The organism is Streptomyces cynarae (assembly GCF_025642135.1).
GTDB classification, from domain to species: Bacteria; Actinomycetota; Actinomycetes; order Streptomycetales; family Streptomycetaceae; genus Streptomyces; species Streptomyces cynarae.
The window spans coordinates 2189464-2208197 of sequence record NZ_CP106793.1 but is presented as its reverse complement, the minus strand read 5'-3'; the positions used below and the strand labels follow the sequence as shown (position 1 = coordinate 2208197).

18 protein-coding genes and 1 pseudogene are annotated in these 18734 nt (G+C 70.9%); 10 read left to right on the top strand and 9 right to left on the bottom strand.

Going from position 1 to position 18734, the window contains the following annotated elements; translation table 11 throughout:
* Positions 1-24 precede the first annotated feature (24 nt).
* Positions 25-798: an IclR family transcriptional regulator gene (locus tag N8I84_RS10415; protein WP_263229255.1), complete on the bottom strand. Its 774-nt coding sequence runs from the start codon at positions 796-798 to the stop codon at positions 25-27.
* 133 nt (positions 799-931) lie between these two features.
* On the opposite strand from N8I84_RS10415, the gene N8I84_RS10410 reads away from it, so the two are divergent.
* Together N8I84_RS10410 and N8I84_RS10405 are read left to right on the top strand one after the other, a co-directional pair.
* Positions 932-2461 (top strand): aldehyde dehydrogenase (NADP(+)), encoded by a 1530-nt coding sequence (locus tag N8I84_RS10410; protein WP_263229254.1) that lies wholly within the window; start codon positions 932-934, stop codon positions 2459-2461.
* 143 nt (positions 2462-2604) lie between these two features.
* Positions 2605-3213 (top strand): DUF1349 domain-containing protein, encoded by a 609-nt coding sequence (locus N8I84_RS10405; protein WP_263229253.1) that lies wholly within the window; start codon positions 2605-2607, stop codon positions 3211-3213.
* Here the strand turns inward: N8I84_RS10405 and N8I84_RS10400 are convergent.
* Positions 3208-4590, bottom strand: coding sequence for an MFS transporter (locus N8I84_RS10400; protein WP_263229252.1), 1383 nt, complete (start codon positions 4588-4590; stop codon positions 3208-3210). The genes N8I84_RS10405 and N8I84_RS10400 overlap by 6 nt on opposite strands.
* Positions 4591-4660: 70 nt before the next feature.
* Here N8I84_RS10400 and N8I84_RS10395 point away from each other — a divergent pair, with 70 nt between their 5' ends.
* From N8I84_RS10395 to N8I84_RS10380, 4 genes are all read left to right on the top strand, one after another.
* Positions 4661-5656, top strand: a complete 996-nt coding sequence (locus N8I84_RS10395; RefSeq protein WP_263229251.1) for a GlxA family transcriptional regulator — start codon at positions 4661-4663, stop codon at positions 5654-5656.
* Entirely contained in the window at positions 5653-6165 is a 513-nt protein-coding gene (locus N8I84_RS10390; protein ID WP_263229250.1) for a GNAT family N-acetyltransferase, read from the top strand. The genes N8I84_RS10395 and N8I84_RS10390 overlap by 4 nt, the downstream gene beginning before the upstream one ends.
* Before the next feature lie 76 nt (positions 6166-6241).
* The gene (locus N8I84_RS10385) at positions 6242-6958 is read left to right on the top strand and encodes a DsbA family oxidoreductase (RefSeq protein ID WP_263229249.1); all 717 of its coding nucleotides are present in this window, start codon (positions 6242-6244) and stop codon (positions 6956-6958) included.
* 96 nt (positions 6959-7054) lie between these two features.
* A complete protein-coding gene (locus N8I84_RS10380) occupies positions 7055-8104 on the top strand; it encodes an aminotransferase class V-fold PLP-dependent enzyme (RefSeq protein WP_263229248.1) in 1050 nt (349 codons plus the stop codon).
* 367 nt (positions 8105-8471) lie between these two features.
* Here N8I84_RS10380 and thpD read toward each other — a convergent pair whose 3' ends face one another.
* The 5 genes from thpD to N8I84_RS10355 all read right to left on the bottom strand — a co-directional run bounded on the left by thpD (position 8472) and on the right by N8I84_RS10355 (position 13261).
* Entirely contained in the window at positions 8472-9374 is a 903-nt protein-coding gene (gene thpD / locus N8I84_RS10375) for an ectoine hydroxylase (protein WP_263229247.1), read from the bottom strand.
* Between the two features lie 7 nt (positions 9375-9381).
* Positions 9382-9780 (bottom strand): ectoine synthase, encoded by a 399-nt coding sequence (locus N8I84_RS10370; protein WP_103844648.1) that lies wholly within the window; start codon positions 9778-9780, stop codon positions 9382-9384.
* A 29-nt stretch (positions 9781-9809) separates the two neighbouring features.
* On the bottom strand, positions 9810-11081 hold the full coding sequence (gene ectB / locus N8I84_RS10365) for a diaminobutyrate--2-oxoglutarate transaminase (protein WP_263229246.1): 1272 nt from the start codon (positions 11079-11081) through the stop codon (positions 9810-9812).
* 62 nt (positions 11082-11143) lie between these two features.
* Positions 11144-11692, bottom strand: coding sequence for a diaminobutyrate acetyltransferase (gene ectA, locus N8I84_RS10360; protein WP_263229245.1), 549 nt, complete (start codon positions 11690-11692; stop codon positions 11144-11146).
* A 462-nt stretch (positions 11693-12154) separates the two neighbouring features.
* Entirely contained in the window at positions 12155-13261 is a 1107-nt protein-coding gene (locus tag N8I84_RS10355) for a pyridoxal-phosphate-dependent aminotransferase family protein (protein WP_263229244.1), read from the bottom strand.
* Between the two features lie 256 nt (positions 13262-13517).
* Between N8I84_RS10355 and N8I84_RS10350 the strand changes: the two are divergent.
* The 4 genes and pseudogenes from N8I84_RS10350 to N8I84_RS10335 all read left to right on the top strand — a co-directional run bounded on the left by N8I84_RS10350 (position 13518) and on the right by N8I84_RS10335 (position 17121).
* A pseudogene (locus tag N8I84_RS10350) lies at positions 13518-14368 on the top strand (transporter substrate-binding domain-containing protein).
* Positions 14365-15210 carry an amino acid ABC transporter permease gene (locus tag N8I84_RS10345; RefSeq protein ID WP_263229243.1) on the top strand — a complete coding sequence of 282 codons (846 nt, stop codon included), beginning with the start codon at positions 14365-14367 and terminating at the stop codon, positions 15208-15210. The pseudogene N8I84_RS10350 and the gene N8I84_RS10345 overlap by 4 nt, the downstream one beginning before the upstream one ends.
* Positions 15207-16001, top strand: coding sequence for an amino acid ABC transporter ATP-binding protein (locus N8I84_RS10340; protein WP_313884248.1), 795 nt, complete (start codon positions 15207-15209; stop codon positions 15999-16001). Before N8I84_RS10345 ends, N8I84_RS10340 begins: the two co-directional genes overlap by 4 nt.
* Positions 16002-16029: 28 nt before the next feature.
* Positions 16030-17121, top strand: a complete 1092-nt coding sequence (locus N8I84_RS10335; protein ID WP_263229242.1) for an amidohydrolase family protein — start codon at positions 16030-16032, stop codon at positions 17119-17121.
* Between the two features lie 23 nt (positions 17122-17144).
* Here the strand turns inward: N8I84_RS10335 and N8I84_RS10330 are convergent, their stop codons facing one another.
* Both N8I84_RS10330 and N8I84_RS10325 read right to left on the bottom strand, forming a co-directional pair.
* Entirely contained in the window at positions 17145-17903 is a 759-nt protein-coding gene (locus N8I84_RS10330; protein ID WP_263229241.1) for a DUF2182 domain-containing protein, read from the bottom strand.
* On the bottom strand, positions 17900-18514 hold the full coding sequence (locus tag N8I84_RS10325; protein ID WP_263229240.1) for a DUF1326 domain-containing protein: 615 nt from the start codon (positions 18512-18514) through the stop codon (positions 17900-17902). The genes N8I84_RS10330 and N8I84_RS10325 overlap by 4 nt, the downstream gene beginning before the upstream one ends.
* Positions 18515-18734: the final 220 nt, after the last annotated feature.

Below are 18734 nucleotides of genomic sequence, written 5' to 3'. Positions count from 1 at the left end.
CTCGCGGAGCACGACCTCCATGGTTCACAGCCTCCGGGTGGCGAGCGTCAGACGGTCCCTCGCGTCGAACAGGGCGTCCTTGATCATCTGTTCGTGGGCCGGGGTCAGGCGGGCCACCGGGACCGAGCAGCTGATCGCGTCGCGGGCCGGGGTGCGGTAGGGGATCGCGACCCCGAAGCAGCGCAACCCCAGCGTGTTCTCCTCCCGGTCCACGGCGAAGCCCTGCTCGCGGACCTGGTGCAGCTCCTCGATCAGCTTCTCACGGTCCGTGAGGGTGTGTTCGGTCAGCGCCGGGAGCGTCTCCGGGAGCATCTTGCGGACCTGCTCGTCCGTGTACGTGCTCAGCAGCGCCTTGCCCAGCGACGTCGAGTGCGCGGGCAGCCGGCGCCCCACCCGCGTGAAGGGCCGCAGGTAGTGCTGCGACTGGCGGGTCGCCAGGTACACCACGTTCGTGCCGTCGAGGCGCGCCAGGTGGATCGTCTCCGTCGTGTCGTCCGACAGCCGGTCCAGGGTCGGGCGGGCCGCCGCCACCACCTCGTCGCCGTCGATGTACGACGTGCCGACCAGCAGAGCGCGCACCCCGATGCCGTACCGCGTGCCCGTCGCGTCCGTCTCCACCCAGCCCAGCTCCACGAGCGTGCGCAGCAGCATGTACAGGCTGGACTTGGGGTATCCGACGGCCTCCTGCACGGAGGCCAGCGAGTGCATGCCGGGGCGGCCGGCGAAGTACTCGAGCAATTCGACCGTCCGCACCGCGGACTTGACCTGCGCCCCGCCGCCTGTCTCGCCTGCCGACATCGCCCTTGACCCCTTCGTTCGCCGGGAAATAGTCTCCGAGCAGCATATTCATCATCAGAGACAGCGTTCAGTATATCGAACGACTCTGATGGATGGCGTACGAACTGCGGCATGACATCTGGAGGGACCCGCGGTGGCAGCAGCACCAGTCTGGAGTGTCGACCCCCGAACCGGGAAGCAGCGTGAACAGGTTGCGGTGGAGGCCACAGCTGAGGAGGTGGACGCCGCCGTCCGGGCCGCCCACGACGCGCGTGGCTCCCTCGCCGACCGGACGGTCCGCTCGGCGTTCCTGCGTGCCGCCGCCGACGAGCTGGAGGCGGCCAAGGACCACCTCGTCGAGGCGGCGGACGCGGAGACCGCCCTCGGTCCGGTCCGGCTGAGCGGCGAGCTCGCCCGCACCTGCTACCAGCTGCGTGCCTTTGCGGACATCGTCGACGAGGGCGCCTTCCTCGACGTCGTGATCAACCACCCCGACGACACGGCGACCCCCCCGATCCCCGACCTGCGCCGCTACAAGGTCCCGCTGGGCGTCGTCGCCGTGTACTCGGCCTCCAACTTCCCCTTCGCCTTCTCGGTGGCCGGCGGCGACACCGCGAGCGCGCTCGCCGCGGGCTGCCCCGTCGTCGTCAAGGCCCACCCCGACCACCCGGCCCTGTCCGAACTGGTCGCGGCGGCCCTGCGCCGCGCCGCCGAGCGGCACGACATCCCGAAGGGCGTGCTCGGTCTCGTGCACGGTTTCCAGGCGGGCATCGAACTGATCAAGCACCCGCTGGTCGCCGCCGCCGGGTTCACCGGCTCCGTTCGCGGCGGCCGTGCCCTCTTCGACGCGGCGGCCGCCCGCCCCGTCCCGATCCCGTTCCACGGTGAACTCGGCTCGCTCAACCCGGTGGTCGTCACCGAGGCCGCCGCCGCCGAGCGCGCCGAGACGATCGGCGCGGGTCTCGCGGGCTCCATGACGCTGGGCGTCGGCCAGTTCTGCGTCAAGCCCGGCCTGGTCCTGGCCCCCACGGGAGCGGCGGGCGACCGCCTGGTGAAGTCCCTGACCGAGGCGGTCAGCGACACCGACGCCGGCGTCCTGCTCGACCACCGCATGCGGGACAACTTCGTCGCCGGGGTCGCCGAGCGCGCGGCCCTCCCCGATGTGGAGTCCCCGGTCACCGCCGGCCCGGGCGGCGAGCACACCGTGAGCGCGGGCTTCCTCACCGTCCCGGCCGAGAAGCTCACGACGGAGGGCGAGTACGACCTGCTTCTCGAGGAGTGCTTCGGCCCGATCACGGTCGTCGCCCGCTACGAGGACGAGGACGAGGCCAAGCGCGTCCTGGGCCGGCTCCCCGGCAACCTCACCGCGACGGTGCACCTGTCGAGTGAGGAGGCGGCGGGGGAGGGCCGTGGCGCGGAGATCCTTCAGGAGCTGACCCCGCTGGCAGGGCGCGTACTTGTCAACGGCTGGCCCACCGGGGTGGCGGTCGCGCCCGCTCAGCACCACGGTGGTCCGTACCCGGCGACCACGTCCACGTCCACGTCGGTCGGCGGTACGGCGATCGAGCGGTGGCTGCGGCCCGTGGCGTACCAGAACGCTCCGGAGGCCCTGCTCCCGCCGGAGCTGCGGGACGACAACCCGCTGGGTCTGCCGCGGCGGTTCAACGGCCGTCTGGAGCGGTGACCGTTTCATTGCGGTTCGTGCCGTAGGGGCGTTGCGGGGTGCGGCGCCTCCGTGGTCGGTCGCGGCCGAGCCGCGCGAGGCGTCAGATCCCCGCACCCCCGAAAACCACTGCCCCCTACCTCGGCACCTGGGACACTCTGGCAATGGACCTCGAACTTCCCGAACTCCCTTTCCTCCTTCGTACGTACGGGCCCGAAGGCCACTGGTCGTACGAGGACGGGGTGCTCACCGGCTGGGCCGGGGCCCGGCAGGATCGCTTCGTGCCGCCCACGGGTGAGTCCCTGGACGCCGCCTCCGACGCACCCCGGCTGCTCGGGGCGCCGGAAGGGGACTTCCAGCTGATCGCCCGCGTCACCGTCGGCTTCGCCGCGGCCTTCGACGCCGGTGTGCTGTACGTCCACGTCGGCGAGCGGGCGTGGGCGAAGCTGTGCCTGGAGTACTCGCCGGACGTGCCCACCGTGTGCACCGTGGTGACGCGGGGCCACTCCGACGATGCCAACTCCTTCACCGTGGAGGGCAGTTCGGTCTGGCTCCGGATCAGCCGGACCGGCCGCGCCTTCGCCTTCCACGCCTCCCGGGACGGGAAGCGGTGGACGTTCGTCCGGTTGTTCACCCTGGGCGACGAGAAGGAGACGGACGCGGCGCTGGTCGGCTTCATGGCCCAGTCCCCGATGGGCGAGGGCTGCGTGGTGACGTACGACGGGATCGAGTACCGCCCGCACTGGCCGCAGGACCTGCGGGACGGTTCATGAGGAACCGGCCGGGCGCCGCAGGCGCAGCGTGGCCACGGCCGTCGTGGTGAACAGCACCGCCGACACCGCGAGCCCCCACCGCATCCCGGCCTCGAAGCCCCCGCCCACCAGCGCACCGAACACGGCGATGGCCAGGCCCCCGGCCACCTGACGGGCCGAGTTCAGCACGCCCGCCGCGAGGCCCGCACGGTCCGGGGGAACCGCCTCCATCATCGTCGCCGTCAGCGGCGGCACCGTGAGGGCGCATCCCAGGGCCGTCGGGACCAGCAGGACGGCCACCGCGGCGGACGGTGTCGACGTGTCGACACACAGCAGGAGCAGCAGCCCCGCCACCGCCAGCCACTGCCCCAGCAGCATCGGCAGCCGGGCGCCGTACCGGCCCGCCAGCTTGCCCGACGCGATGTTGGTCACCGAGATCAGCCCCGTCATCGGAAGGAACATCAGCCCGGCGGACAGTGCGGAGCGCCCCTGTATCTGCTGGAAGAACAAGGAGAAGAGGAACACCACACCGTAGAACGCCACGCTGCACGCCGCCCCCGCCGCGACGGCCACGCGGACGTACCGGCTGCGGAAGAGCCCGAGCGGTAGGACGGGGTGTGCCTGCCGGGTCTCGATCCGTACGAACGCCGCACCCGCGACGATGGCGGCCGCGAACGCCACCAGGCCCGTGGTGCCACCCTCGATCACCGCGGACGTCAGCGCGGCGAGGGCCACGACCGCCGTGAGTTGACCGGGGACGTCCAAGGGCGCCGGCCGTGGCTGCGAGCGCGGTGTGCGGAGCAGCGACAGCAGCGCCAGTGCGCCCACCGGCAGATTGATGAAGAAGATCCAGCGCCAGTCCCACGCCGTCGTCAGCGCCCCGCCGGCCACCGGGCCCAGGGCGACCGCCACCGAACCGCCCGCCGCCCACACTGCCACAGCGCGCGCCCGCCGCGCCGCGTCCGGGTACGCCTGCCGCACGAGCGCGAGGGAGGCCGGCAGGACCACGGCCGCCGCCGCGCCCTGAACCACCCGCGCCCCGATCAGCATCGCCAGGTTCGGTGCTCCTCCGCATGCTGCAGACGCCAGGGTGAACACGGCGATGCCCGCCCCGAAGGCCCGGCTCGCCCCGGCCCGGTCCGCGAAGGCCCCCGTCGACAGCATCAGCGCCGCGAACGCCAGCGTGTAGGCGTCGACGACCCACTGGAGCCCCGACAGACCGGACTTCAGCTCGGTCCCGATCGCCGGGAGCGCCACGTTCACCACGGAGGCGTCGAGCGTGGTGACCGCGAAGCCGAGAAGGGCGGCGGTCAGGGTGAGCGCGGCCGAGGTCGGTCGCAACTGCCGCTCGGTACCGCCTGGGGGCTGAGTCTTCGTCATCGTGCGGTCGGTCGACATGTCTTCACTGTGCGGATCTCCGGCGGCGTACAGTAGTGGCCCGAATGCCATACGTCCGGAGGTTTTGGCCATGGCCGAGGAGCAAGGGGTCCGCCGGGTCGCCGTCATCGCGGCGTCCCCCGTCTCGATGTTCAACCTTGCCATCCCCGAGCTGCTGTTCACTAAGACCGAGGTCGACGGACGCCCCGGCTACGAGGTGGTCATCTGCGCCCCGGAGCCCGGTCCCGTCCCCACCACCGGCGGCCTTGACCTGTGCGTGCGCCACGGCCTCGAGGCCCTGCGAGAGGCTGACACGGTGCTTGTCGCGGGCACCGGGTCGGCGCACGCGCCGGACCCGCGGGTCGTGGCCGTCCTGCGCGAGGCGGCCGCCGCGAACAAGCGCATCGCCTCCATCTGCACCGGTGCCTTCCTGCTCGCCGAGGCGGGCCTGCTCGCGGGCCGCCGCGCCACGACGTACTGGGAGCACGCCGATGAACTGCGCGCACGGTACCCGGAGGTGGACCTCAAGGGAGACGTTCTGTACGTCCAGGACGGCCAGGTCCTGACGTCGTCCGGATACGCCGCCGGAATCGACCTGTGCCTGCACATCATCCGCACCGACTACGGCGCCGCCGTCGCCAACCGGGTCGCCCGGCTGGCCCTGGTCGCCCCCGTGCGCCCCGGCGGCCAGACCCAGTTCACCCAGACGCCGCTGCCACCCGAACGGGGCAACGCCTGTTCCGACACCCGCGGCTGGGCCATGCGCAACCTCGACAAGCCGCTCACGCTCACCGACCTGGCCCGGCACGCGGGCGTCAGCGTGCGCACCCTCACCCGCCGCTTCCACGCCGAGAGCGGGGTCAGCCCGCTGCAGTGGCTGCTCCACCAGCGCATCGAGCGGGCCAAGGAACTCCTGGAGACGACCACTCTGCCCATGGACCGGATCGCCGAGGCCTCGGGCCTCGGCACAGCCGACTCGCTGCGCGCTCATCTCGTCCGCCGGACGGGCCTGACGCCGAGCGCCTACCGCGCCCAGTTCAGCCGCCTCGGAACCGCCCCGGCCGCTGTCACGTCCTCCGTTGCATGATCCAAGAGCGTGTGACCGGAAGCCGGGTGATCCGCACCGCCCTGTCCGCCGAGGCGCCGGCCGTGGCCGATCTGCACGTGCGGGCCAGGGCGACGTACTACCCCAAGGGGCTGCCGCAGGACGGCACCGACTGGCTCGCCGCCTGGCGGGCCGCCATCCAACGGCCTGACGGACATGTGCTGTGCGTCGTCGAACACGGGCACCTCGTCGGCGTCGCCTCCTTCCGCACGCCGGAGGGAGCCCCCGCCGACACGGTCAAGCTCTTCCAGTTCCACGTCGACCCCGGTCACTGGCGCCGCGGCATCGGCTCGCAACTCCACGCGGCCTGTGTGGAGGAGTGGCAGGCCGACGGCAAGCGGACGGCCGTCCTCGACGTGCACGTGGACAACCGGCGCGCCCAGGTCTTCTACGCCCGCCACGGCTGGGTCCCCGACCTTGAGAACCCGCCCGCCGAGGACGACCACCACGTCCACCTCCGGTACACCGTCCCCGGTGTCCCGGGGGAATGAAACGGAGCGCTTGAACGTTCACACAGCCTGCGGAGGGAGGCTCCGTACCCGTACGACCTGGAGAGAAGCCGAAGACATGCGCGTGGAGATCTGGTCCGACATCGCCTGCCCCTGGTGCTATGTCGGAAAAGCCCGCTTCGAGAAGGCGCTCCAGGCCTTCCCGCACCGGGACGAGGTCGAGGTGGTGCACCGCTCCTTCGAGCTGGACCCGCACCGCGCCAAGGACGACGTGCAGCCGGTCCTCACGATGCTCGCCAAGAAGTACGGGATGAGCGAGGCGCAGGCCCAGGCCGGTGAGCACAACCTGGGCGCCCAGGCCGCCGCCGAGGGCCTCGAGTACCGCACCACGGGCCGCGACCACGGCAACACCTTCGACATGCACCGCCTGCTGCACTTCGCCAAGGAGCAGGGCAAGCAGGACGAGCTGATCCAGATCCTGTACCGGGCGAACTTCGCCGAGGAACGGTCCCTGTTCACCGAGGGCGACGAGCGGCTGGTGGAGCTGGCCGTGGAGGCCGGGCTCGCCGCCGAGGACGTCCGCAAGGTCCTCGCCGACCCCACCGCCTACGCCGACGCCGTGCGCGCCGACGAGCGCGAGGCCGCCGAGCTGGGTGCGAACGGCGTCCCCTTCTTCGTCCTCGACCGGAAGTACGGCGTCTCCGGCGCCCAGCCGGCGGAGCTCTTCGCGCAGGCGCTGACCCAGGCGTGGGGCGAACGCTCGCCGCTGAAGCTGATCGACCAGGGTGACGCGGACGCCTGCGGCCCGGACGGCTGCGCGGTGCCGCAGCACTGAGGACCCGCAGGTCAGGCGGATGTGTAAGGGCTCCTTGATGGAACCACGCACAAATAGGCGATGGACTGGGACTTCCGCGGGCCGCACAGTGGTCCCATGGAGACCTTCGAGACCCTCGTCCGCGCCGAGTTCGCCCCGAAGAACACCTACCTGAACACCGCGAGCACCGGGCTGCTGCCGGCCCGCACGGTGGAGGCCCTGCGGACCGCCGTGGAGTCGGCCGCCGTCGGGCAGCCCACCGACATGTTCGCCGACGTGGAGGCCGCCCGCGCCTCCTTCGCCCGGTTGACCGGAGTTCCCGACCGCCGGGTGGCGGCGGGGGCCTCGGTCGCCGTCTACACCGGGCTGATCGCCGCCTCGCTGCCCGAGGGCGCCGAAGTCGTCACCGCCGAGGGCGACTTCAGCTCGGTGGTGAACCCCTTCCACATGCGCCGCGACCTGAGGGTCCGCACCGTGCCGCTGGAGCGGATCGCCGAGTCCGTGGGGCCCGGCACCGCGCTCGTCGCGGTCAGCGCGGCGCAGTCCGCCGACGGCCGGATCGCCGACCTGTCCGCCATCGGCGCGGCGGCCCGGGAGCACGGCGCCCGTACGTATGTGGACGCGTCACAGGCCGTCGGCTGGCTGGACCTCGACGCGGACGCGTACGACTATGTCGCCGCCGTCGCCTTCAAGTGGCTCTTCTGCCCGCGCGGCGTGGCCTTCCTCGTGGTCCCGGAGGACCTCGGCTCCCTCTCCCCGCTCTTCGCCGGCTGGGTCGCGGGGGAGGAGCCCTGGGGCAGCTGCTACGGACCGGTCGCCGAACTCGCCCGCTCCGCACGGAGGTTCGACGAGAGCCCGGCACTGTTCTCGTACGCGGGTGCCCGCCGCTCCCTGGAGCTACTGGAGGAGGTGGGCGTGGCCCGGGTGCGGGCCCACGACCTCGCCCTCGCCGACCGGTTCCTCAAGGGCCTCGGCGCACTCGGCCACGAACCGGTCGCCGCACCGGGCTCACCGATCGTGTCCGTGCCCGGACTCGGCCACCGGCAGGGCGAGTTGAGCCGGGCGGGCGTCGAGGTCTCGAACCGTGCGGGCAACCTGCGGGCGGCCTTCCACCTCTACAACACGCCCGCCGACGTCGATCGCCTCCTGGACGTGCTGTCCGACTGACCAGCGGCGCCTGGAGCCCCTCGCACGAAGGGCTCCAGGCACCCGGCGGTCACTTCACCGGGGTGAAGTCCCGCGCCCCGATGCTGTGATCTCCGGGGGCGACCCCCGGACCCCCGGCCGGGTTCCGGCTCACTTCACCGGGGTGAAGTCCCGCGCCCCGATGCTGTGATCTCCGGGGTGACCCCGGACCCCCGGCCGGGTTCCGGCTCACTTCACCGGGGTGAAGTCCCGCGCCCCGATGCTGTGATCTCCGGGGGCGACCCCCGGACCCCCGGCCGGGTTCCGGCTCACTTCACCGGGGTGAAGTCCCGCGCCCCGATGCTGTGATCTCCGGGGGTGACCCCCGGACCCCCGGCCGGGTTCCGGCTCACTTCACCGGGGTGAAGTCCCGCGCCCCGATGAACTCGGGACGCCGGACCGGAGCCGCGAAGGGCTCCACCGCCGCGTTCTCCACGCTGTTGAACACGATGAACACGTTGCTGCGCGGGAACGGGGTGATGTTGTCGCCCGAGCCGTGCATGCAGTTGCAGTCGAACCAGGTCGCCGAACCGGCCTTGCCTGTGAACAGCTTGATGCCGTACTCGGAGGCCATCTTCGTCAGCGCTTCGTCGGACGGGGTGCCCGCGTCCTGCATCTGCAGCGACTTCTTGTAGTTGTCCTTCGGCGTGGCGCCGGCGCAGCCGAGGAACGTCTTGTGCGACCCCGGCATGATCATCAGGCCGCCGTTGGTGTCGTAGTTCTCGGTCAGCGCGATCGAGACGGACACCGTCCGCATGTTCGGCAGACCGTCCTCGGCGTGCCAGGTCTCGAAGTCGGAGTGCCAGTAGAAGCCGCTGGCGCCGAAGCCCGGCTTGACGTTGATCCGCGACTGGTGGACGTACACGTCCGAGCCGAGGATCTGCCGCGCCCGCCCGACGACCCGCTCGTCGCGCACGAGTTTCGCGAACACCTCGCTGATCCTGTGCACCTCGAAGACGGACCGGATCTCCTTCGACTTCGGCTCCACGATCGACCGCTCGTCGGCGCGGATGTCCGGATCGGTGACGAGCCGCTCCAGCTCCTGCCGGTAGACGGCGACCTCGTCCTCGGTGATCAGCTCGTCGATGGCCAGGAAGCCGTCGCGCTCGTACGCCTGGAGGTCGGTCAGCGAGATCGGCCCCGGTGTACCCGGAGCGCCCCACACGACCGGGTCCTGGCGCGGGACCGCCACCTCGGTGGCGCCGCGGCTGGGATAGAGATCGGTGACGGCTGTGCTGGTGGTCAGGGTCATCGGTGATTCACACCTCCTCGGTGAGCAGGGGGTAGACGCCGTTCTCGTCGTGGTCCTCACGGCCGGTCACGGGCGGGTTGAAGACGCAGAGGCAGCGGAAGTCCTCCTTCACGCGCAGCGTGTGCCTCTCGTGCCCGTCCAGCAGGTACATGGTCCCGGGCGTGATCGTGTACGTCTTCCCGGTCTCGTGGTCGGTCAGCTCCGCCTCGCCCTCGACGCACACGACCGCCTCGATGTGGTTCGCGTACCACATCGACGTCTCGGTGCCCGCGTACAGGATCGTCTCGTGCAGGGAGAAGCCGACCTTCTCCCGGGCGAGGACGATGCGCTTGCTCTCCCAGGTCCCCGACGCGGCTTTCACATGCCGGTCGGTACCTTCGATGTCCTTGAACGAACGGACGATCACGGTACTGTGTGCCTCCTTCTCAGGGGTTTTCAGACGGTTTCGCGGACGGCGCGGGCGAGGATGCCCAGACCCTCGTCCAGCTCGTCGGGGGTGATGGTGAGGGCGGGCAGCAGTTTGACGACCTCGCTCTCGGGACCCGAGGTCTCCACGAGCAGCCCGAGCTCGAACGCGCGGCGCGCGATCCGCGAGGCCCGCTCCTTGTCGTGGAACTCCAGGCCCCACACGAGCCCGCGGCCGCGGTACTCCTTCACGTCGGCGCGGTTCTCGTCGGCGATCGAGGCCAGCTCGCGCTCGACCAGCTCGCCGCGGGCCCGGGTCTGCTTCTCCATCGCGGACCCGTCGGTCCAGTAGGCCTCCAGAGCGGCGGTGGCCGTGACGAACGCCGGGTTGTTGCCGCGGAAGGTGCCGTTGTGCTCGCCCGGCTCCCAGACGTCCAGCTCCGGCTTGAACAGGCACAGCGACATCGGCAGCCCGTAGCCGCTGATCGACTTGGACACGGTGACGATGTCCGGCACGATCCCGGCCTCCTCGAAGGAGAAGAAGGCGCCGGTACGGCCGCAGCCCATCTGGATGTCGTCGACGATCAGCAGCATGTCCTGCCGCTCGCACAGCTCGGCGAGGGCGCGCAGCCACTCGGGGCGCGCGACGTTGATGCCGCCCTCGCCCTGCACGGTCTCGACGATCACGGCGGCGGGTTTGTTGAGGCCGGACCCCTGGTCCTCCAGGAGCCGCTCGAACCAGAGGAAGTCCTGGACCGTGCCGTCGAAGTAGTTGTCGAAGGGCATGGGCGTGCCGTGCACCAGCGGGATGCCGGCGCCGGCGCGCTTGAAGGCGTTGCCGGTGACGGCCAGCGACCCCAGGGACATCCCGTGGAAGGCGTTGGTGAAGGACACGATGGCCTCGCGTCCCTTCACCTTGCGCGCCAGCTTCAGGGCGGACTCGACGGCGTTGGTGCCGGTCGGCCCCGGGAACATGACCTTGTAGGGCAGGTCACGCGGGCGCAGCACGACGTCCTGGAAGGTCTGCAGGAAGGAACGCTTGGCGACGGTGGACATGTCGAGCCCGTGGGTGACGCCGTCCCGCTCCAGATAGTCGATCAACGCCCGTTTCAGTACGGGGTTGTTGTGGCCGTAGTTGAGTGATCCTGCGCCGGCGAAGAAGTCGAGGTACTCGTGCCCGTCCTCGTCGTACATGCGGCTGCCCTGCGCGCGGTCGAAGACGGTGGGCCAGCCGCGGCAGTAGCTGCGCACCTCCGACTCGAGGGTCTCGAAGACGCTGAGGTCCGGCTGGGTGATGGTCACGACGAAAACGCTCCTCGGTGTGTGGGGGAGGGGGAGTCGGACTGGAGGTGGGGGTGAGGGGATCAGGCGGTGTGCTCGAGGGGCCCGATGCGGTACAGGACCTCCGGGTCGTGCGGTCCGTCCGGGAACTGGCGTGTGTCGAAGAGCACTTCACGCTCGACGGTCGCGCCGTGCCGGGCGGCGAACGAGGTGAACAGCCGCTCGGAGGCGGTGTTGCCCGGGGTGATGGTGGTCTCGACGCCGGTGACGCCGTGCTCGGCGGCGACCCGTGCCGCGACCGCGTCGAGCAGGCGGGCGGCCAGGCCGCGCCCGCGGTACGCGGCGTCCACGGCGACCTGCCACACGAGGAGGGTGTGGGGGCGCTCGGGCCGGAGGTACGCGGTGAGGAACCCGACGGGCCGCCCGTCGGGCTCGGCGCGCACCACAGCCGAGGTGCCGGCGAAGTCACGGCACCACAGCAGATAGCTGTAGGAGGAGTTCAGATCGAGGGCTTCGGAGTCCTTGGCGATACGCCAGAGAGCGGCACCGTCCGCCACCTCCGGACGGTCGATCCGTAGTCCCTCCGACACTTCCAGGAATTCCGCTGACAGGTCTGCTTGTGCGGCGGTCATGCGGATTCAATTTACCCGTGGAAATTCGAAAATGCATCGCCGGATGGGGTTACGGACGGGCGATGGATGTGATATCGCGCGGGCGCGCACCTATGCGCGAACCGGCGGTGCTTGCTGGAGAAATATACGGACATTGAAGGACGAAACATCCGTCCTGTGGAGTCGATCACACGCTGGTAACCCACACGAGATCTGCCCGAATTACCTCGGACGACGTTCGCAGAATCTTTGCGTTTAGGCCGGAGAAGAGCGGGCAGAAGAATGCGGGGAGCTACCCTGGAATGGAATTTCAGAATTACCTGGAAGAACTCTGGAGGGCAATGCCGATTTCAGGCCCCGGTCACTCCGCCGACACGTTTCCGGCAAGTTGGATAGGCGGCGACCACGGGAGTCGGCGCCCGGGGGTGGGAAGGGTGAGGGCGGCGGGGGCGAGAACCCCTCGGCCCCCGCACCCGCACCCGTTCACCGCTGGCCCCACAGTTCCCCGACCACTCCCCGAGCCCGCTCCACGTCCACATCCACCCCGAGCTCCCCCAGTGCCGCCCCCAGCGCGGCGAGACTCGCCGACACCGTCTCCGCCGTCGCGTCGGCCCCGTAGTGGTTGACCCGGATCATCTCCTTGGCCAGCGCACCCCCGCCCGCCGCCAACGGCACCCCCGGGTCGCACTCCAGCGCCCGCGCGACCAGCTCCGCCGCCACCACACCGGACGGTGCCCGCAACGTCGTGGCCACCGGCGCCGCCTCCGACGCCTCATGCACGTACGGCTCCAGACCGCCACCGAGCGCGACCGCCCCCGCGCGCGTCGCCGCCGCCGCGGACCGGTGCCGGGCCATCACCGTCTCCAGCCCGTCCGCCTCGATCCGCTCCAGGCACGCCTCGAGCGCCAGCATCTCCAGCTGCGCCGGAGCGTGCAGCAGCGCCTTCCGACCGCCGTCGATCCAGCGCTCCTTCCAGTCGAGCAGCGACAGATACGACCGCCGCGGCGCCCCCGGGTTCGCCGCCATCCGCGCCCACGCCCGCTCGCTCACCGACACCGCCGACACCCCCGCCGGCCCGCCCATCGCCTTCTGGGCCCCGATCACGCACAGGTCCACCCCCCACGCGTCCGGCAGCACAGGCTCGGCGCCGATCGAGGCCACGGCGTCCAGATAGAAGAGTGCGCGGTGCTCCCGCACCACCGCCCCGATCTCCGCCGCCGGGTTCGTGTTCCCGGTCGCCGCCTCCGCGTGCACCAGCGACACGAAGTCGATCTCCGGGTGCTCGGCGAGCGCCTGACGGACCTGCTCCGCCGTCACCGCCGTGTGGAACGGCACCGCCAGGTCGTACACCGTCGCCCCGCAGTCCCGCAGCCAGTCGCCGAAGGTCTGCCCGTACGGCCCGGTGATCACGTTCAGGGCCGTCGTCCCGGGCCCGGCGGTCCCGCGGATCGCACCCTCCAGCGGCAGCAGCGCCTCACCCTGCATGATCACGACGTCCTGCTCGGTGCACAGCAGCCGCGCCACCCGGTCCTCGATCGAGGCGAAGCGGGCGGCGCTCAGCGGGGGGAGGTCCAGGAGGGGCTGGGTCACGGCGGTGCTCTCTTCGCTCGCGGGGGGCCGACAGCCTCGGTGTTCGGTATCGGGTGTCGGTGCGGTGTCGATGTCGGTGTGGATGACGGTCTTGAGGGTAACCGGCGGCCGTCTTCACCCGTTTGCCGATCGCTTCTGAGGTCAGAAGGCCCTCCAGCCATCGGTTTGGTTTGAGGATCCCAAACTGCTCCTTATAATCGGAACCCGCTCATCCCCCCCACAGGGGAAGTCGAGATTCCCCACAGAGAGGTCCTCCGTGAACACGCTCCTCGGGCGCCGGGCCCGCATCCTGGCCGCCACCACCGCGACGGCCGGCGTGCTGCTCGTGGCCGGCTGCACCTCGAGCGGCAGCGGCGGCAGCGCCGCAAGTCGGCCGCCGGCGGGGTGGAACTCGTCAAGGCCGGTCAGCTCACCACCTGTACCCACCTGCCCTACCCGCCCTTCCAGTCGGAGATCAACGGCAAGGTGCAGGGCTTCGACGTCTCGATGATCGACCTGGTCGCCAAGGACCTCGGAGTGAAGCAGGCCGTCGTCGACACCCCCTTCGAGAACTTCAAGACCGGCGCGTTCCTCAACTCCGGCCAGTGCGACCTCGCCGCGGCCGGCATGACCATCACCGCCGAGCGCAAGAAGCACGTCGACTTCTCCGACCCGTACTTCGACGCCACCCAGGCCGTGCTGGTCGACAAGAAGAGCGGCATCACCTCTCTGGCCGACGTCAAGGCCAAGGGCAAGAAGCTCGGCACCCAGGCGCAGACCACCGGCGAGGACTACGCGAAGAAGCAGGGCTTCGACCCGATCTCCTTCGAGTCCTCCGACGCCGTCCTCAACGGCCTGCGCACCGGCCAGGTCCAGGCCGTCGTCATCGACTACCCGGTCGTCCAGGGCTGGCTCAAGGACCAGGCCAACGCCGACGCCTTCAAGTTGGCCGGCAACATCAACACCGGTGAGCAGTACGGCTTCACGGTGAAGAAGGGCAACACCAAGCTCCTCGCCGCCATCAACAAGGCGATCAAGGACGCGAAGGCCGACGGCACGTACAAGAAGCTGTACGAGCAGTGGATCGGCCCCTACAACCCGTCCGTCGCCTCGCCCTCCGCCTCATGACCGACACGACGGACACGGCCAGGGCCGACGTGCAGCCCCGTAGGAAGGGGCTGACCCGGACCCAGAAGCGCAGGGTGTCGCGCGGTGTCCAGTACGCCGTCTTCGTCGTCGCCGTGATCGCCTTCGCGGTCACGGCGGACTGGGGACGGCTGCAGAACCAGTTCGCGCAGGTGGACATCGCCCGGCAGATGTTCCCGGACGTCATCACGCTGGCGCTGAAGAACACCGTGCTGTACACCCTGTCCGGCTTCGTCGTCGGCCTGGTGCTCGGCATGCTCCTCGCACTGATGCGGCTGTCGTCCGTCGGACCGTACCGCTGGGTCGCCGGCGTCTACATCGAGATCTTCCGCGGCCTGCCCGCGCTGCTGATCTTCATCTTCGTCGGTGTCGCCGTGCCGCTCGCCTTCCCCGGCACGGAGATCATCGGCGGCACGTACGGCAAGGTCGCCCTCGCACTCGGCCTGGTGTCGGCTGCGTACATGGCGGAGACGATCCGCGCGGGCATCCAGGCCGTGCCCAAGGGCCAGATGGAGGCGGCGCGTTCGCTGGGCTTCTCGCCCGCTCGCGCGATGATCTCCATCATCGTCCCGCAGGCCTTCCGGATCATCCTCCCGCCGCTCACCAACGAACTCGTCCTGCTCTTCAAGGACTCCTCGCTGGTGCTGTTCCTCGGCGTCACACTGGAGGAGCGCGAACTGTCCAAGTTCGGCCGCGACCTGGCCAGCACGACCGCCAACTCCACGCCGATCCTGGTCGCCGGCCTTTGCTACCTGCTGGTCACGATCCCGCTCGGCTTCGTCGTCCGCCGTATGGAGGCCAAGGCCCAGGGAGCCGCCAAGTGAGCAGCACCCCCGAGATCGCGATCCGCGACCTGCACAAGTCCTTCGGTGACAACGAAGTGCTGCGCGGCATCGACCTGGAGATCGGCCAGGGCGAGGTGGTCTGCGTCATCGGCCCTTCCGGCTCCGGCAAGTCCACCCTGCTGCGCTGCGTCAACCTCCTGGAGGAACCCACCAAGGGCCAGGTATTCGTCGGCGGCACCGAGGTCACCGACCCCGATGTGGACATCGACGCCGTACGCCGCCGTATCGGCATGGTGTTCCAGCAGTTCAACCTCTTCCCGCACCTCACGGTGACCGAGAACCTCACGCTGCCGCAGCGCCGGGTCCTCAAGCGGGACAAGGCCGAGGCGGCGAAGATCGCCGCCGAGAACCTGGAGCGGGTCGGCCTGTCCGAGAAGGCGGACGCGTACCCGGCCTCCCTCTCCGGCGGCCAGCAGCAGCGCGTCGCCATCGCCCGCGCCCTCGCCATGGGCCCCGAGGTGATGCTGTTCGACGAGCCGACCTCGGCGCTCGACCCCGAGCTGGTCGGCGACGTCCTCGCCGTGATGCGCAGGCTGGCGCAGGAGGGCATGACGATGATGGTCGTCACCCACGAGATGACCTTCGCGCGCGAGGTCGCCGACCGGGTCGTCTTCATGGACGGCGGCGTGATCGTCGAGGACGGCACCCCCGAGCAGGTCATCGGCGACCCGGGCCACGAGCGCACCCGGCACTTCCTCTCCCGGCTCCTGGACCCCGCGAGGGCCGAGGTGGAGGAGGAGACCTCCGACCAGGTAGGCCGGAAGCAGTAGCAGGCGGACGCCAACTAAGGTGCAGTACATGAGCGATCACGCGGTGCTGCACGTGAGGGGACGGGTGCTCGTCGGGCCCGAGGACGTCCGCGACGAGCTGTGGGTGGTCGACGGCCGGATCTCGTACGACCGCCCCGCCGGGGCCCGCGACGTCCGTACCGTCGAGGGCTGGGCGCTGCCCGGCCTGGTCGACGCGCACTGCCACGTCGGCCTCGACGCGCACGGCCCGGTCTCCGAGGACGTCGCGGAGAAGCAGGCACTGACGGACAGGGACGCGGGCACGCTGCTGATCCGGGACGCGGGCTCCCCCTCGGACACCCGCTGGGTCGACGACCGGGACGATCTTCCCAAGATCATCCGGGCCGGGCGGCACATCGCGCGCACGCGCCGCTACATCCGCGACTACGCCTGGGAGATCGAACCGGACGACCTGGTCGCCTACGTCGCCCAGGAGGCACGGCGCGGCGACGGCTGGGTGAAGCTGGTGGGCGACTGGATCGACCGTGTGGTGGGGGACCTGTCGGCCTGCTGGCCGCGGGAGGCGGTGGAGGCGGCGATCGCGGAGGCCCACCGCCTGGGCGCGCGGGTCACAGCGCACTGCTTCGCCGAGGACTCGCTGCGGGACCTGGTCGAGGCGGGCATCGACTGCATCGAGCACGCGACGGGGCTGACGGAGGAGACGATCCCGCTGTTCGCGGAGCGGGGGGTCGCGATCGTGCCGACGCTGGTGAACATCGCGACGTTCCCGGGACTGGCGGACGGCGGCGAGTCGAAGTTCCCCCGCTGGTCGGCCCATATGCGCCGGCTGTACGAACGGCGCTACGACACGGTGCGGGCGGCATACGACGCCGGGATCCCGGTGTACGTGGGCACCGATGCCGGGGGCTCGCTGGCCCACGGCCTGGTCGCGGGTGAGGTGGCCGAGCTGGTGACCGCCGGGATCCCGCCCGTCGAGGCCCTTTCGGCAGCCACCTGGGCCGCCCGGACCTGGCTCGGGCGTCCCGCGCTGGACGAGGGAGCCCCCGCCGACCTCGTGGTGTACGAGACGGACCCGCGAGCGGACGTACGGGTCCTGGCGGTACCGCGGCGCGTCGTGCTCAACGGACGGGTGGTCGGCTAGGGCCCCGGTGTCCGGGTTCCGGATCAGCCGGCCCACGTCGGGCTGCGGATCAGTCCGGGGGCCAGGCTCGGGACCCAGACGACGGCGATGGCCAAAGCGAGGGAGACCACCCCCGCGATCCGGGCCACCACCGGACCCGCCGGGAGGAGCTTCTCGGCGCTCAGTACGGCCGCCAGGCCCACCATGGCCCACAGGTTCATCACGCCGAACGCCGCCAGCAGCGCCATGAGCGACCAGCAGCAGCCCAGGCAGAATGCGCCATGGTGGACTCCCGCGCGCACATCGCGGGACCGCCCCGGGTACGACGCGTAGCGCAGCATCAGCCCGATCGGCGAGCGGCACCGGGCGAGGCAGCGGTCCTTGAGGGGCGTGAGCTGGTAGACGCCGTTGGCCGCGAAGATGGCAGCAGCGACCGCGGTGGCGGTGGCCGCATGCGTGCCCGCCGCCCGGCCGGCGACGGCCACCAGGGCATAGGCGGGCAGCCCGGCGGCGGCCCACACCAGCAGGTAGCCGAAGGTGAAGGCGACCACGCGCCGGAACCGCTGGCTGAGGATCGTGCGCGCGTACAGGGACGCGACGGGCGCCGTGGCGGGCAGCATCATCGCCGCCGACATCACCGTCCACACGGGCAGGAAGGCCGGCAGATCCAGCCCCATCGTCCCGGGCATGCCCCCCATACCGCGCCCACGCCCCACCACCCAGGCCCAGGCGACCGCCGCCGCGAGCAGCACCAGCCAGGTGGAGCCGAGCCTGCCGCGCCGGGCGAGCGGACCGGCCGTCACGCGGACCATGCGAACGGCGCCGAGTGCCCGTTGCCGCCGGTGAAGTCCCATGACCGGCCGTACACCCCGGTGCCGGTCGCCCGGGTGGAGCGGGCGACCGTCAGCGTGCTGCTCACCGGGTGGAAGACGCCGGTCAGCCCCATCACCGGGCCGTCCGCGCCGAACTGCGGGGCGACCTGGTCCTCGATCTCGATGTCGATGGCATCGGCCACGCGCACCGCGTGACGGCGACCGTCGTCCCGGTAGTCGATGGGGACGCGCTCGACGCCGAGGAGCTCACCCACGAGGGGGACGAGCGCCGCCATCGGCCCGCCGGCCTGCCCGGAGAACACCCTGCCCAACGCCTCCGCCTGGCCGTCGTCGGCCGCCGCGTCCACATACAGCGCCACCTGCCAGCCGCCGTCGGCCATCACCCGGGGTGCGTCGACGAAGACGACGACGCTGCGGCCCGACACGTCCACGCCGTCGACATCACCGCCGTCGACGTGGAAGGCGAAGGTCACCTGGCAGCGCTCATGGTCGGCGGGCGCGGTCAGACCCGAGGTCGTGCACGGGCACACCGCGTCGCAGTTGCAGCTCTCCAGATAGGTCCCGCTCAGATTCCAGGGCATGATCGGCCTCACTGGTGCGGGCACCGGGACCGCGAGGCGCCCATCGGCACAGACCGCTGGTTCCGGTGCTGTTGCTCGGGGCTCTTCCAGCCTAGGGCCTGTCCGACATTTCCCGCCTGCCCTGCGACGCCTGGCGCGGACGCTCGCCGCAGGGCCCGCCCTTCGGGCGGACGACGGGGATTGTCAGACAGGCCCTAGCCCCCGGGGCGGGCGACAGGCC

Coding starts and splice junctions, on each gene's coding strand:
- N8I84_RS10385 (WP_263229249.1), top strand. CDS start 6,242: ATGCGCGTGGAGATCTGGTCCGACATCGCCTGCCCCTGGTGCTATGTC.
- ectA (WP_263229245.1), bottom strand. CDS start 11,692: ATGACCGCCGCACAAGCAGACCTGTCAGCGGAATTCCTGGAAGTGTCG.
- N8I84_RS10380 (WP_263229248.1), top strand. CDS start 7,055: ATGGAGACCTTCGAGACCCTCGTCCGCGCCGAGTTCGCCCCGAAGAAC.
- thpD (WP_263229247.1), bottom strand. CDS start 9,374: ATGACCCTGACCACCAGCACAGCCGTCACCGATCTCTATCCCAGCCGC.
- N8I84_RS10390 (WP_263229250.1), top strand. CDS start 5,653: ATGATCCAAGAGCGTGTGACCGGAAGCCGGGTGATCCGCACCGCCCTG.
- N8I84_RS10405 (WP_263229253.1), top strand. CDS start 2,605: ATGGACCTCGAACTTCCCGAACTCCCTTTCCTCCTTCGTACGTACGGG.
- N8I84_RS10400 (WP_263229252.1), bottom strand. CDS start 4,590: ATGTCGACCGACCGCACGATGACGAAGACTCAGCCCCCAGGCGGTACC.
- N8I84_RS10345 (WP_263229243.1), top strand. CDS start 14,365: ATGACCGACACGACGGACACGGCCAGGGCCGACGTGCAGCCCCGTAGG.
- N8I84_RS10325 (WP_263229240.1), bottom strand. CDS start 18,514: ATGCCCTGGAATCTGAGCGGGACCTATCTGGAGAGCTGCAACTGCGAC.
- N8I84_RS10395 (WP_263229251.1), top strand. CDS start 4,661: ATGGCCGAGGAGCAAGGGGTCCGCCGGGTCGCCGTCATCGCGGCGTCC.
- N8I84_RS10415 (WP_263229255.1), bottom strand. CDS start 798: ATGTCGGCAGGCGAGACAGGCGGCGGGGCGCAGGTCAAGTCCGCGGTG.
- N8I84_RS10335 (WP_263229242.1), top strand. CDS start 16,030: ATGAGCGATCACGCGGTGCTGCACGTGAGGGGACGGGTGCTCGTCGGG.